The organism is Marisediminitalea aggregata, from assembly GCF_900129565.1.
Taxonomy (GTDB): domain Bacteria; phylum Pseudomonadota; class Gammaproteobacteria; order Enterobacterales; family Alteromonadaceae; genus Alteromonas; species Alteromonas aggregata.
Genome location: NZ_FQWD01000004.1, coordinates 276,359 through 291,452, shown reverse-complemented (window position 1 = coordinate 291,452; position 15,094 = coordinate 276,359). Strand labels below are relative to the sequence as shown.

11 protein-coding genes are annotated in these 15,094 nt (G+C 49.9%); 10 read left to right on the top strand and 1 reads right to left on the bottom strand.

Translation table 11 applies throughout. The features are described from left to right. Positions 1-56: 56 nt before the first annotated feature. Positions 57-854, bottom strand: a complete 798-nt coding sequence (locus BUB81_RS12815; protein WP_073323368.1) for a M48 family metallopeptidase — start codon at positions 852-854, stop codon at positions 57-59. 209 nt (positions 855-1,063) lie between these two features. Here BUB81_RS12815 and BUB81_RS12810 point away from each other — a divergent pair, with 209 nt between their 5' ends. The 10 genes from BUB81_RS12810 to prsK all read left to right on the top strand — a co-directional run bounded on the left by BUB81_RS12810 (position 1,064) and on the right by prsK (position 15,083). Continuing rightward, the gene (locus BUB81_RS12810; protein ID WP_073323366.1) at positions 1,064-2,854 is read left to right on the top strand and encodes a choice-of-anchor I family protein; all 1,791 of its coding nucleotides are present in this window, start codon (positions 1,064-1,066) and stop codon (positions 2,852-2,854) included. A 332-nt stretch (positions 2,855-3,186) separates the two neighbouring features. After that, positions 3,187-4,371 carry a methyl-accepting chemotaxis protein gene (locus tag BUB81_RS22170; protein WP_425435073.1) on the top strand — a complete coding sequence of 395 codons (1,185 nt, stop codon included), beginning with the start codon at positions 3,187-3,189 and terminating at the stop codon, positions 4,369-4,371. A gap of 23 nt (positions 4,372-4,394) precedes the next feature. Next, positions 4,395-4,760, top strand: a complete 366-nt coding sequence (locus tag BUB81_RS12800; protein ID WP_073323363.1) for a response regulator — start codon at positions 4,395-4,397, stop codon at positions 4,758-4,760. A 24-nt stretch (positions 4,761-4,784) separates the two neighbouring features. Further along, a complete protein-coding gene (locus BUB81_RS12795; protein WP_073323361.1) occupies positions 4,785-6,731 on the top strand; it encodes a chemotaxis protein CheA in 1,947 nt (648 codons plus the stop codon). Then, on the top strand, positions 6,728-7,234 hold the full coding sequence (locus BUB81_RS12790) for a chemotaxis protein CheW (protein ID WP_073323359.1): 507 nt from the start codon (positions 6,728-6,730) through the stop codon (positions 7,232-7,234). The genes BUB81_RS12795 and BUB81_RS12790 overlap by 4 nt, the downstream gene beginning before the upstream one ends. 61 nt (positions 7,235-7,295) lie before the next feature. Next, positions 7,296-10,307, top strand: coding sequence for a PAS domain-containing protein (locus BUB81_RS12785; protein WP_084526520.1), 3,012 nt, complete (start codon positions 7,296-7,298; stop codon positions 10,305-10,307). Beyond that, positions 10,307-11,137: a CheR family methyltransferase gene (locus BUB81_RS12780; RefSeq protein WP_073323357.1), complete on the top strand. Its 831-nt coding sequence runs from the start codon at positions 10,307-10,309 to the stop codon at positions 11,135-11,137. Before BUB81_RS12785 ends, BUB81_RS12780 begins: the two co-directional genes overlap by 1 nt. 4 nt (positions 11,138-11,141) lie before the next feature. Next, entirely contained in the window at positions 11,142-11,729 is a 588-nt protein-coding gene (gene cheD, locus BUB81_RS12775; protein ID WP_073323355.1) for a chemoreceptor glutamine deamidase CheD, read from the top strand. Positions 11,730-11,885: 156 nt separating this feature from the next. Then, positions 11,886-13,010, top strand: a complete 1,125-nt coding sequence (locus tag BUB81_RS12770; protein WP_073323353.1) for a beta-ketoacyl-ACP synthase III — start codon at positions 11,886-11,888, stop codon at positions 13,008-13,010. Positions 13,011-13,058: 48 nt separating this feature from the next. Continuing rightward, complete coding sequence (prsK, locus tag BUB81_RS12765; RefSeq protein WP_073323351.1) at positions 13,059-15,083, top strand: XrtA/PEP-CTERM system histidine kinase PrsK; 2,025 nt, start codon at positions 13,059-13,061, stop codon at positions 15,081-15,083. Positions 15,084-15,094 lie beyond the last annotated feature (11 nt).

Below are 15,094 nucleotides of genomic sequence, written 5' to 3'. Positions count from 1 at the left end.
AAAAAATCCCGGCACAGGCCGGGATTTTTTGTATCTGCGATTATAACTACGAACGGCTACTGGCAACTGGCTTTTTTCTGACTCGCCGTGTAATCGCGCATAGCGGCATCCATGTTGGCTTGCAGGTTGTCTATACGGGTTTGTGGTGCCGGGTGAGTAGACAGGATTTCCGCAGGACGCTCTCCCCCGCTGGCAGCTTCCATATTCTGCCACAGGTCAACAGACTGGCGAGGATCGAATCCGGCCAGTGCCATTAACTGTAATCCAATAATATCGGCCTCAGATTCATGTGCGCGACTAAACGGTAGTTGTACGCCAACCTGCAACCCCAGGCCCAGGCCAGACATGATAGCCTGATTGTAAGGTACTTCGTTAGCGGCCAGGATTTGATTCACCGCCTGGGAACCCATTTCAATCAGAGTGCTTTGTGACATCCGCTCGTTACCGTGCTGAGCGATGACATGGCCGATTTCGTGGCCAATAACCGCTGCCAACTGATGTTGATTTTTCGCGACGTTCAACAACCCTGTATAAACACCGATTTTTCCGCCAGGCAGGGCGAAAGCATTGACCTGATCGTCATTAAACACAACCACTTCCCAGTCACCGGCATAAACGCCCGCTGGCACAAACGGTAGTAATGTCTCTGCCACACATTGCACATAGCTGTTTTGAGATGTTTTTTGCGAAACCGGTGTTTCTGCTTTCATGCCATCAAATGCCTGAGCGCCCATCTGGTCAAGTTGATTGCTGCTAAATATAAGTAATTGACTACGACCGGTTGGAGAAGTGGCACAGGCGGTTAAGCCCAGTGCCAACAGCAAACAGCTTGTTAATTTGAAAAGTGGTTTCATTCAGGGTTCCTTTTGCGGCATCGAGCACGGCGCTTTCATCTTTTAAGACGTCATCGCTCAGCGCTTCATAAATCTGTCATCCCCAAGACATTAAAGTGTCATCGGGAGTTCTTACTTTTACTAGTTTAACACCTTGATTATGCAACGCTAATTATTGTCGTCATCACAGGTGTTAGCTTACTTCAAAAGACTACAAGAAAGGAACAACAATGATAGCGTCAAAATGTAAAGCAAGCCTGTTGGCTCTCACAATTGCAGGATTATTGGGTGGTTGTAGCCTAGAAGGCGATGACGGACAAGACGGTGCCACTGGTGCGCAGGGTCCTCAGGGTGAGGCGGGCGCTGACGGCACTGATGGTCAGAATGCCCTGCAGGGTATTCGTTTGTCTGTGATTGGCCGGGCTAGCCTGGATGCTGAAGGCGCAGCAGAGATTGTTCAGTATGACGTGGACACGAATACAATTTATGTCACCAATAGCGATGCCAATACCGTCGAAATGGTCAGTACTGCGGATCTGACTGCCGAGTCAATGAGCAATCCAATCACTGACTTCAACCTGACAACCGGCACCAGCATTACCCTGGCCGATGAAATCGATGGAGTTGCGCTGGATGGTTTAACCAGTATTGCATTGTCGGGTGATTTGCTTGCCGTGGCGGTACCTGCAGATGACAAAAGCGACAACGGCTTCATCTTGTTTTACACCGGCGTATCGGGTTCGGCACCGGTTTTCCTGAAAGCAGTGGAAGTAGGCAATCTGCCAGATATGGTGACGTTTACTCCGGATGGCAGCAAAGTACTTGTTGCAAACGAAGGTGAGCCAAGCGGCGACTATACTATTGACCCGGAAGGCTCAGTGGCCGTTATTACTGTTACTGATGGTGTGCCTGCAGATACTGCAACACTGATTGATTTTACCGAATTCAATTCGCAAAAAGCGGGCTTAATGGCCATGGGCATGCATTTTCCAAATCCGGAAGGTCGCACAATTAATGGTGTTACTATCACCACCAGTGTTGCTCAGGATCTGGAGCCTGAATACATTACGGCTAATAACGACACTGCGTTTGTCACACTGCAGGAAAACAATGGCGTTGCGGTCATCGATTTGACCTCGCTGGAAGTGAATGTACTGGGGCTGGGCTTTAAGGATTGGTCTGCGCTGAATATCGATGCTCAGGAAGACGGTGAAGTGAGCTTTGGCAAGTATGCGGGCCTTTATGGTGTTTATATGCCGGATACGATTGCCATGTATACCTGGAAAGAAGCGCCTTTCCTCCTTACCGCCAACGAAGGTGATGCACGCGAGTACTTTATTGGCGATGATCTCACAGAAGCAGAGTGTACAGCGGCAGGTGGGCAGGATTTCGATGATGGTGAATGCCTGGCATTTACTGAAGAAGTCAAAGTGAAAGACCTGACCGCGGCACCGGGTTCGTTACTGGAAGCATTGCAGGCAAACGGAGAAACCGACGATCTGCGTGTCACAAACGCGTTGGGTGATATGGATGGCGATGGCCAGTATGAAGCGGCTTATTCCTATGGTGCGCGCTCTTTTACTATCTGGGATCAGAATGGCTTGGTCGTGTTTGATTCAGGTGATGACTTTGAGCGAATCACTGCATCGATTTATGGCGCTCAGTTTAATAATGGTGATGACGAAAATGAAGGGGATTCTCGTTCAGAAAACAAAGGACCTGAGCCAGAGGCACTGACTGTCGGAACAGTTGGCGAGCGTTCATACGCATTTATCGGGCTGGAACGTATGGGCGGTATTTTCATTTACGACATTACCAATCCGTACGATGCGTTTTTTGTCGATTACATCAATAACCGCGATGTTACGGAAGGACTGGCGGTAGGCGATGCGATAGGTGATCTTGCGCCAGAGAGCCTGTTGTTCGTTTCTGCTGATGACAGCGTTACTGGTGAACCTATGTTAATTGTAGGCAATGAAGTCAGTGGCACCGTAGCGGTTTACGGTATCACTCAGCAATAATTAATTCCGGGCTCCATGCCCGGTTTACATCGAGCCCGTGTTGCATGTGAATGCCACGGGCTTTTTTGTGTTTGTACCTCGCTAAAGCGAATAAGTCAGCAGGCTACGGCCCCTTCTATTGAAAATCAGTTTCATTATGTTGCACATCGTCTCATTGCATTCTATGCTTATTTCAGGTTGTCGCAAATGTCACTAAATGCGTAATTTAAACAAAATAACCAAAAGTATAATTGTGCGTAAGTGCGCTCAAGAACCATAATCAATATGTCGAAAACATTCTGTTCAGCACGAGTACAAACGGATTTGGACAGATTGTGCTGTAGGTTGAGGTAGTGATGGCCGAAGTAGCAAGACCATTGAAGCAAGGTGAATCCGTAGAATATACCTGGGTTTGGGTATCGATTATTGTACTTTTGGTGGCGTGGGGAGCAACCTATACACAATTTCCTACTTTAGCCATGGTCGCGGTGTCTTTAGCGGTGGGTGCGACAACGGTTTTCAGCGTCAGGCAAAGCCAGCATGATTCCCAAAAGAAAACAGAGCAAACAAACCCACTGCCATCACCATCTTCTGACGAAGTGCCTCCCAGAATTCGCGCAATAAACAGCGCACTGCGGGAACTGTTAGCGGAGTGTGAGCAAAATATACAGGCTGTTAAATCTACTCAGGACGATGCTGTGCACACCCTGTCTACATCATTCTCAGCGCTGCGGGAGTTGGTTGAAGAGCAGCAAACGCTAACTAAATCTCTGATGACGTTCGAAGGCTCCGAGCAGTCATACGCAGCACACCTGAAAGACTTTGCCACTGAGACTGATGAAACCCTGATGTCGTTTATTGATACCACCGAAAAGGTCAGTTCATCTACCCAATCTTTAATGACCCAGGTTGAACAAATTTATCAGGCTATGCCTACCGTGGAAAAAGCCTTGAGTGATATCGATGCTATTTCATCGCAAACCAATTTACTGGCCCTGAATGCCGCTATAGAAGCTGCAAGAGCAGGTGAGGCAGGCCGAGGGTTTGCGGTTGTTGCTGACGAGGTACGGGCATTATCTACCCGTTCTACCGAGTTCAGTGGTGTGATCACGCAACAAATGAGCATGATTGGTGAAATGATCACCAACCTCGAAAAAGAAGCGCGCTTCGTGGCTTCCATTGACTTGTCGCAGGTGACAAACAAAAAAGACCACATCAAGGGACAGCTTGGCCTCATTGCCGGCAAGGCTTCTCAGGACTTGTCTGTTACCGAAGCCCTGAGTTCATTGAATACGCGCTTCTCCGCTACAGTGGGCGATGCTATTCGCGGTATGCAATTCGGCGATATCAATGGTCAGAACCTGGAACACACCGCCGGCATTATCAGCATGATCACTGACCAGTTGGACACGCACAATATCAGCCATCTGGAAACGCAAATGGAAGACTACAAAAGCCAGTTGGTGGCCAAAGGCCAACTTGATCACAATCCGGTTTCAGCGTCTTCCATGGACGCTGGTGATGTTGAATTGTTCTGAGTGAAAACCCAGGAGTATCGGTCATGTCAAAACATATTTTAGTTGTGGATGATTCAGTTTCAATTCGCCAAATGGTCGAAACCACGTTAAAAGCAGCGCACTATCAGGTCACGCTGGCCGAAGATGGTCTGGACGCGCTGGAGAAATGCAAAGCCTCTACCTTTGATTTTGTGCTGACCGACCAGAATATGCCTCGCATGGATGGGTTGTCACTGATTAAGTCTTTGCGCAGCCTGGTAACGTTTCAACGCACGCCAATTGTTGTGTTAACCACCGAGTCGAGTGACGACATGAAACAGCGTGGCAAAGCGGCTGGTGCGACAGGTTGGATGGTCAAGCCATTCTCTCCGGATGTGTTACTCAACGTAATGCGCCGGGTACTGGGATAAGTGGCCCAGGCCTGAGGAGCGAACATGAACGTTGATGTAGAACAGTTTCATGCAGTTTTCTTTGACGAGAGTAACGAACACTTGCAGGCTATGGAAGATTTGTTAATGACACTTGATGTCGATAACCCCGACAGCGAGGCATTAAACAGTATCTTCAGAGCGGCCCACTCCATAAAAGGGGGCAGCGGTATTTTCGGCTTCGATGCGCTGACCGGGCTGACCCATGTGATGGAAACGCTGCTAGACAGAGCACGCAATCAAACCATGAGTTTATCGGTCGAGATCGTCGATCTGTTCCTTGAAACCGTTGATACGCTTAATGCAACGCTGCAGGCTTACAAGGACGGCGGTGAGCTACCTTCTGATGCTATTAACGCCGGTATCGACAGGCTTGAGGCTGTTCTTGGCAGTACTGGCAGCTCAGAGCCGGTAGCTCAGGCCGGCGAAAGCGACGATGTGCTAGCGGAATCGGAAGACGCTGACGATGGCTTTGGCTTTTTCGACTTTGATGATATTGCCGAGCCCGCTACAGCCGTTGATGCAACCGATGACCTGTTTGGTGATTTGGCCTTTGGGGCTGAAGCTTCAACAGACAATCCACAAGCACCTGATGGTAAAGAAACAGACGACATCTCCGGTTTTGGGTTCTTTGATGACGAGGCACTGCCCGCTCAACCTGCCGCATCACAAAGCGAGAAAAGCCAGCCCGCCCCGGTAACACCGAAACAGAATGTCACGCCAATCGCAAAGGGCAAGGCAGTCTCTCAAACAAAAACACCAGCCAAAGAATCCGGCTCCATTCGCGTCGACACATATAAGATTGATGGCATGGTCAATCTCGTCGGCGAGCTCGTGATCACCCAGTCCATGCTGTCTATGATCGGGAACGAAGTCGACGGTAAAGCCGGTGAGATGCTTCAAACCGCCATTGATGAGTTGCAGCGCAATACGCGTGAAATACAGGAATCTGTGATGTCGATGCGTATGTTGCCTGTCAACATGACATTTAATCGCTTCCCTCGGGTTGTGAGGGACTTGTCACAGAAGCTCGGTAAGCAGGTCAAACTTGTTATTGAGGGCGGTGCCACAGAAATAGACAAGAGCCTGATAGAAAAGCTGGTGGATCCGCTTACTCACCTGGTACGCAACAGTATTGATCACGGTATTGAGTCGCCAGAAACACGCCAGGCAGCGGGTAAACCTGCGTCGGGCACCGTTGTGCTCAGTGCTGCACAAAAAGGCAGCAGTATCATTATCAGTATTCAGGATGACGGCGCTGGGTTAAACCGCGAGCGCATTCTCAACAAAGCCATGGAGAACGGTCTGATTCACTCTGACGATATGCCGGACAGTGATATCTGGAAGCTGATATTTGAACCGGGCTTCTCTACGGCCGCAGAGGTGACCGATGTCTCCGGGCGCGGTGTCGGTATGGACGTCGTGCGTCGCAATATTGAATCAATCGGCGGTCGAATTGAAATTGAATCCAAAGTAGGTGAGGGCTCGTCATTCAATATTCATTTACCGCTTACCCTGGCCATTGTCGACGGGATGTGTGTGGCCGTGGGTGACCAGATATTTGTGGTGCCGCTGCTCAATATCATTGAGTCATTCCAGCCAAGAGCCGAGCAGTTGCAAAGCCTCAGTAATGACAATGTGTTGTGGATCCGGGGGGAGTACTGGCCACTGGTGGCGCTGCATGAACTTATGGATGTTGAAGGGGCAATCGATGCACCGGAAGAAGGGATCGTGGTGTTACTGGAAAGTGGGAAAAAACGGTTTGGTGTACAGGTTGATGCGTTACTTGGTCAGCAACAAGTGGTTATCAAAAGCCTGGAAAAACACTATCGCAAAGTCGCTGGGGTTGCGGGTGCAACCATCATGGGGGACGGCAAGGTCGCGCTCATTCTTGATGCAGACTCCATTGCTCAAACCTGCCAGGACGCTTTAAAACAAGAGGCATGCGCATGACAGAAGCAACGTTGCAGCAATCGCCAGTAGGGTCTGACGAACGGGAATACCTGAGTTTTGTGCTGGGCAAAGAGTACTACGCCATCGACATTACCACGGTAAAAGAGATCCGCGGCTACGAAGCGACTACCAAGATCGCCAACGCACCGGCGTTCATTAAAGGGGTGCTCAACCTACGTGGCGATATCGTCCCCATCGTGGATCTGCGAATAAAGTTCGATGTAGGAGAGCCCACTTATAACGAATTCACCATTGTGATCATGCTACACGTCTACGACCGCATTGTCGGCGTTGTAGTAGACGGAGTGTCCGATGTGGTGCGTTTAACGGAAGCCGAGGTGTTACCGCCGCCTGAATTCGGGGTTGCGTTCGACAGCCAGTATTTACTGGGCCTGGCAGACGTAGACGATTCAATGGTTATTTTAGTCAATATCGAAAAGCTGATCACCAGCGATGCCCTGGCGCTCGTTGATAACAGTCAGAGCGCTGCACTAGCAGGTTAGCCAACCATTTACCTGTCGGTGTAAGGACATCAACAGGCAAACCGAGTGATGGAGTAAAATCATGGGTGTATTAAGTCTGTTCAACCAAGATGCATTGAAAGCCGCACAAAAACTGTCGGTCATGCAACAAAAAGCACTGGATAACAGTGCCGCGAGCATCATGATGGTAGACAATCACGGGTTGGTGACTTACGCCAATCAGGCGTGTTATCAAAGTATTGCTAACTGCGGGGTTACCCTGGTTCCAGGTCAACACTGTGACTCGTTAGGGCAGGGTATGTTCGGTCGTCTGGCACAACACACCAACGGTGCAGCTGTCAGTGTGGGCAATAAAAACCTGCAACTCACTGTTACACCGCTCACCGACCCAGCAGGTGTCGCTGAAGGATACATTCTCGAGTGGGCAGACAACGCGCAATTAAATGCTCAGCAAGGCAAGTTAAATGCTATTGACCGTGTCCAGGCGGTTATCGAATTCTTACCCGATGGCACAATTGAAACCGCCAACAGTAATTTCTTAGCCGCGACCGGGTATACACTCGAAGAGATTCAGGGACAACATCACAAAATGTTTGTTGAGGCTGAATACGCTAAATCCGCCGAGTACACCAGCTTCTGGGCGAACCTCAAGCAAGGCAATACACACTCAGGTGAATTTAAGCGCATTAATAAGCAAGGTCAGGCGTTTTGGATTCAGGCCTCTTATAACCCGGTATTTGACGACAATGGCAATGTAGTTCGCGTGGTTAAGTTTGCCACGGACGTGACCCAGGAAAAATTACTCAATGCTAATTATAACGGCCAGATTTCAGCGATAGGCAAGTCTCAGGCAGTGATTGAGTTTGATTTAACCGGGCACATTCTGGATGCCAACGAGAACTTTTTAAATACCGTGGGCTATGAACTGGAAGAAATTCAGGGCAAGCACCACAGTATGTTTGTTCAATCGGATTATGCGGCCTCCGATGAGTACAAAGGGTTTTGGGCGTCACTCAAGGCAGGACAGTTCTTCAGTGGTGAGTACCAGCGCGTTGGCAAAGGCGGCAAGGATATTTGGATCCAGGCAAGCTACAACCCTATTATGGACATGGACGGCAAGCCCTTCAAAGTGGTGAAATACGCCTCTGACATTACGGCTTCCAAGTACCGGGCGGCAGACTATGCCGGTCAGATTGATGCAATCGGTAAGTCTCAGGCCGTTATCGCCTTTAAACCCGACGGCACCATATTGGAGGCTAATCAGAATTTCCTCGATGCAGTGGGCTACAGCCTGGAAGAGATAAAAGGCCAGCATCATCGCATGTTTGTGGACTCGGCAACGCAAAATACCGCGGAGTACAAAGCGTTCTGGTCTTCACTGGCAAACGGTCAGTTCTTCTCCGGTGAATTCAAGCGGGTCACCCGCGCTGGCGAGGAGATATGGATACAGGCTTCATATAACCCCATCTTCGACATGGCAGGTAACGTATTTAAAGTGGTGAAATACGCCTCTGACATCACCGCAGAAAAGCGCAAAAATGCTTATTTTGAAGGGCAACTTGACGCTATTGGTAAGTCCCAGGCGGTGATCGAGTTTGAATTGGATGGCACCATTATCAACGCCAATGAAAACTTCCTTGCAGCGATGGGCTACTCCCTGGACGACATCAAAGGCAAGCATCACAGCATGTTCGTTGATGAAACTTACAAACAAAGCGCGGACTACAAAGCTTTCTGGGCAAGCCTCAATCAGGGAAACTACGCGTCAGGCGAGTTTAAGCGCATTGCCAAGGGCGGCCGCGAGATTTGGATTCAGGCTACCTACAATCCGATTCTGGACCAAAATGGCAAGCCATTCCGCGTGGTTAAGTTTGCCACCGATGTGACCGCAAGAACCAAAGCCGTTAACGAAATCAAGCACGTAATGACGCAGTTGGCCAAAGGCGACCTGTCGTGCAAGATTGAGCAGGAATTTGAAGGTGAATTCAAAGAGCTGGGTCAGGCTACCGATCAGTTTATTCAGGACATGCGCACGACCATTTCGGACGTGAAAGATGTGATGACAAAGCTGGCTGACGGCGATTTAACTTGTGGCATCGAGCACGAATTTGAGGGCGACTTCAAAGTACTGGGCGAAGCCATTAATCAGTTCATTCACAACATGCGATCTACCATTGGTGAAATTAACGACGCAGTTGAAACTATCAATACCGCCTCATCTGAAATCGCAACTGGCAATGCGGATCTGTCTTCACGCACCGAGCAGCAGGCATCAAGTCTGGAAGAAACTTCTTCCAGCATGGAAGAGCTAAACGGCACTGTGAAGCTAAACGCCGAAAATGCAGAGCAGGCCAATAACCTGGCATCACAGGCTTGCACCGTGGCCGCTGAAGGCGGCGACATGATCAAGCAGGTTGTCGATACCATGTCAGCCATAAATGCGTCGGCCCAGCGTATTTCAGATATCATAGGCGTGATTGACGGCATTGCTTTCCAAACGAATATCCTGGCCCTCAATGCGGCGGTAGAAGCTGCACGAGCAGGGGAACAGGGGCGTGGCTTTGCTGTAGTGGCCAGTGAGGTGAGAACACTGGCGCAGCGATCTGCAGAAGCGGCCAAAGACATCAAAGAGTTGATTTCTGACTCGGTCACTAAAATTACCACGGGTAACGATCTGGTGAACCGTTCAGGTGAAACCATGGATGACGTTGTCGTTGCTATCAAACGGGTTAATGACATCATGTCGGAGATTGCCGCCGCGTCAATCGAGCAGGCCTCAGGTATCGATGAAGTGAGTAAAGCAGTTGTTCAAATGGATGAAATGACGCAGCAAAATGCCGCCCTAGTAGAAGAAGCCGCCGCCGCAGCGGAAAGCTTGCGCCACCAGGCGGGGCAACTCTCAGACCGGGTCACCACGTTTAAGCTCGACGGCAGTGCCTTGCAAGCCGCGGTGTCAGCACCGGCCAGACTCAGCAATCCGGTAGCCCCGGTAGCAAAACCGGCTGTAAACGGCTACCTGAAAACGCCAGCGCCAGTCGCCAAAACAATGCTGAAACCCGCCCGGGCCGAAGAAGATGAGTGGGAGACGTTCTAATGGCGGCCGTTGTGACCCCCGCTGCCCAGCGGGAGTTTGCATTTAATCGCAGCGACTTCGAAAAGGTAAGAAAAACGTTGATGAGCCAGGCAGGGATCCGTCTGGCCGACTCCAAAGACGGTATGGTGTACAGCCGCTTGGCGAGACGACTCAGAGCACTGAACATGGACAGCTTTAATGAATACCTGGCCTATGTGGCGTCCTCCACCGACGAGCAGGAACAATTCGTTAATGCCTTAACCACCAACCTGACGTCGTTCTTTCGTGAACCACACCACTTCGACGCGCTGGCAAGGTACTTACATGAACACCCAGAGACGCACACGATTTGGTGTGCCGCCAGTAGCACAGGTGAAGAACCTTATTCCATTGCCATGGTGGTGGCAGAGGTCTATGGCAGCTACAAGCCTCCGGTGAATATCGTGGCCTCTGATATCGACAGCAATGTGCTGGCTACCGCGCAACGAGGTGTCTACGCTGCTAACAGCATTGAAAAGCTGTCGAACAGCCGTAAACAGCAGTTCTTTCACCGTGGTACAGGCAATAATACCGGTAAGGTAAAAGTAGTAGATGAACTGCGCAACATGGTGACCTTCAAGAAAATCAATTTGCAGCAAGCTGATTGGGGATTCAGACGGGAGGTTAATGTGATTTTTTGTCGCAACGTGATGATTTACTTCGACAAGCCGACTCAGCTTGAACTCCTCGCCCGAATGGTAGATTTATTGCCGGCGGATGGCATGTATGTGGCAGGGCATTCTGAAAACTTTAATTTGCAAACCGATTTGGTTCGTCCCATGGGGAAAACTCTCTACCGGCCTGTGAAATAACCGTATGGATGACGCATTTGGTGAGTTCAACACGGTACCGATAGCTTATTTTGACACCCACTTTCAACGTGAAGCCATTAAGCTGTTGCCCGGGCAGTACTTTGCTACCTCTGGTGACAAACTAATTGTAACGGTGTTGGGGTCTTGTGTTGCGGCCTGCATTCGCGACCCTATGGCGGGAGTGGGGGGCATGAATCACTTTATGCTGCCCACCGCAACCCGGGAGGATGCGACGGTGCGCAGTGCCATAACCCGATATGGCCAGCACGCTATGACTATCCTCATAGAGGACCTCGAAAAGCTTGGCGGGCAACGGTCGCGCTTCGAAGCGAAGGTGTTTGGGGGTGGCAAAGTATTGAACGGCTTTGACAAGTGTGACGTCGGCCAAACCAATGCCGCTTTTGTACAGCACTTTTTGTCAGAAACGGGGATCCCTGTTGTTGGGCAGGATCTGTGTCAGGACTACGCGCGAAAAATCTATTACACCCCCGCAACCGGTGACGTTCACATGAAACGCATTCGCCGCTTCAATAACACCACCATCTTTGAAAGAGAACGCCAGCACAGACAGGCGTTGCTGCTCAAAGGCTAGTGTTGAGTTCCATCAGAGAAATTAGCGACATACACATCAAACTTCGCGACAGGATCATGACTTTTCTGTGTCAAAAGTATAAGCTTAAGCGAATCTAACAGCCCTGCAAGAGTGAACTGTGATGCAGCGGCAGACTGAATTGAGACAGAAAATAATATGAATTCATCCGTAGTGTTAAGTGGTGTCGGCCTGTGGACACCACCCAACAAAATAACCAATGAAGAACTGGTAGAAAGCTATAACGCGTGGGCAGATGCCTACAATGCAGAACACGATGCAGACATTGCTGCCGGTAAACTGGACGCTAAGCCTCATTCCAGTGCGGAATTTATTGAGAAGGCCTCGGGCATCAAAAGCCGATATATTTATTGCAAAGACGGTGCGCTGGATATTCAACGCATGCGGCCTGCTATCCCGGAGCGCGGCGAGGACGAGATGTCGAACCAGGCCGAGATCGCCATTGAAGCCGCTAAACTTGCCCTTGCCGACGCGAATAAAACGGCGGCGGATGTCGACGCAGTGATTGTGTCGTGCGCCTACACCCAGCGAGCATATCCTGCCATCGCGATTGAGGTGCAGGAAGCGTTGGGGATTGAAGGTTTCGGTTTTGATATGTTGGTTGCGTGCTCTGCGGCGACCTTTGGGATGCACCGGGCGTGGGAAATGATTGCGTCGGGCAATGCCAAATGTGTGTTAGTGATTAATCCGGAGCTGGTATCTCCACAAATTAACTACACCGACCGCGACAGTCACTTCATTTTTGGTGATGTTGCAACGGCAACCGTACTGGAGTCGGCTGACACCGTCTCGACAGACAGTGCTTTTGATATTTTAAGTACCAAAGCGAAAACCGTATTTTCAAATAACATCCGGTCGAATTTTGGCTATATTAGCCGCGCAAATGACGCTGATCCGTTTGGCCCGGATAAACTGTTTCATCAGGCTGGTCGTAAAGTATTTAAAGAAGTGTGCCCCATGGCCGCCGATCACATTGGCGCGCATCTGGCGGCGCATGGATACGAACCGGAGCATGTTAACCGTTGGTGGTTACACCAGGCCAATATCAATATGAATACGTTGATTTGTAAGCGTTTGTTAGGCCGTGAAGCGTCGCAACAGGAAGCGCCGATCGTGCTGGACGAATATGCCAATACTGCCTCTGCCGGCTCAGTGATCGCGTTTGCGCTGCATCATCAGGATCTGCAACCGGGAGACGTTGGGGTGATCTGTTCCTTTGGTGCGGGTTATTCAATTGGCAGCCTGGTTGTGAAAAAGCGTTAAGTTAACATTAAACTGTCGATAACAGGGACATACATCGAGTGGTGACAGATGATTGCTGATATTGGATATGGGCTAAACGCAGCCGGCTACCTGGTGCTGTTGTTGCTGTTATTTACGGTAAGGAAGCCAGGACTGGCAAAGTATCTGCTCAGCCTGGCAACGCTGGTCACCATGCTGTGGTCATTGAGTTTCGTGAGTGTGCTCAGTGGCCCCCTCGACGTTATTCATCTGCTGCAGGGTGACAGCATCAAGCAGGCTATCTGGCTGTTGTTTATTGCCGGTTGCCTGAAACCGGATTTTCAGAATATCTGGCAGGTATTGCGGCAACCTGCCACCCTCATTGCGCTGTCAGTGCCCCTTGTCGCTTTGGTGTTACCCTGGGTTGTGCGCACAGACATTACCTGGCACTTTTTATTGCAAACCCTGATTGCCCTTGAAGTGCTGATTCTACTTGAGGTGTTATACCGACAGGTAGGGGACGAGCAATGGGCCTACAAGCCACTGGCTTTTTACTTAGGTGCCACCAACTTATTTGAATTTGTGTCTTACGCCAATGCCACCATGATTGCGCAGGTGGAGCCCGGCTTTATTGCCGCTCGCGGCTATATCTATTTGCTTATGCTGCCCTTTCTGGTTATTGCCACCCGGCGCATAAAACACTGGGGCGTAAACATCTTTATCTCCCGTGATGTGGTGCTGCACAGCAGCTTATTGCTGGTGGCAGGCATTTACCTGTTTGTCATGGCTGCACTTGGTTATGTAATTAACTATCTGGGTTGGAGTTGGGGCAGCACGGTTCAAATCGTATTAATCGCGCTGTCCATGGTGTTGCTGGCAACGCTGTTTTTGTCAAACAACTTCCGTACCCGCATTAAAATCTTCATTACCAAACACTTCTTTGCCAACCAGTTTGATTACCGCGAGGAATGGGTCAAGCTGACGAATGTGCTTGCCAATACCGATCAGTCATCAGCCAGCGTGTACCATGTGGCACTCGAAGGGGTGATGGGTGCAGTTAACTACGATAGCGGCGCACTGGTCAAAAAGCAGGGCGGGCGTTTTACTCTTGTGAGCAATCAGTACTTCATGCCACTGGAACAGGCGGAACCGGCATTGAATGAATTGTGGGACTACTGCGAGCGCACTGGTTGGATGGTTGATTTAGAAGAGTATCGCAGCAAGCCTTTTGACTATGAGGGCTTGCAGCTGCCGCCAAAGGTGATTGAAGACACGGAATTGCAATTGGTACTGCCTTTTATTCGGGAAGGCAAAATGTGGGGGCTGGCATTACTCAGCGCGGTCGACCGGCCAAAGGTTTCACTCAACTGGGAAGTACGGGACTATTTGAATGCCGTGACTAACCAGATAGCAAACTTTATTTACTTCCACGAAGCCGCGCAGTCATTGGCGGAAAATGCTCAGTTTGCGGCATTTAATCGCATGGCGGCCTTCGTACTGCACGATTTGAAGAACGTATTGGCCCAGATTGATTTAATTCTGTGCAATGCGGCCCAGCACAAAGATAATCCCGAATTTATTGAAGATACCTTCGAAACGTTGCATCATACCAAGGCTCGTATGGACCGCATGCTGCGTCAGTTAACGGAAAAGCAGGTCGATGAGGCCGGTGTTGATGCAACCCATATACTTTCTGAATTAATATCAGACGTGATTGCGCAGCGTTGTCAGTCACACCAGCCCTTACCCGTTATGCAACTAAAGGATGAGACGAGCGTGGTGGTGGATCAGGAAAAATTCGCCAATGTCATGTATCATCTAATTAGCAATGCGCAGCAAGCCACACCGGATGACGGTCAGGTAGACATTACCGTCGTACTCGATGCTGAACGCAAATATCAGCTGATTTTTATCGAAGACACCGGATGCGGAATGGACGACGAGTTTATTAAAAACCGTCTGTTCAAGCCATTTGATACCACTAAAGGCAATGCTGGAATGGGTATTGGTGCATACGATGCAAAAACATATATGGAATCCATAGGGGGCTATCTGCAGGTGCAGAGCCAACCGGGAATGGGAACCTGCTTTACGCTGGGCTTCCCCATTGAATAAATACCCTCGTG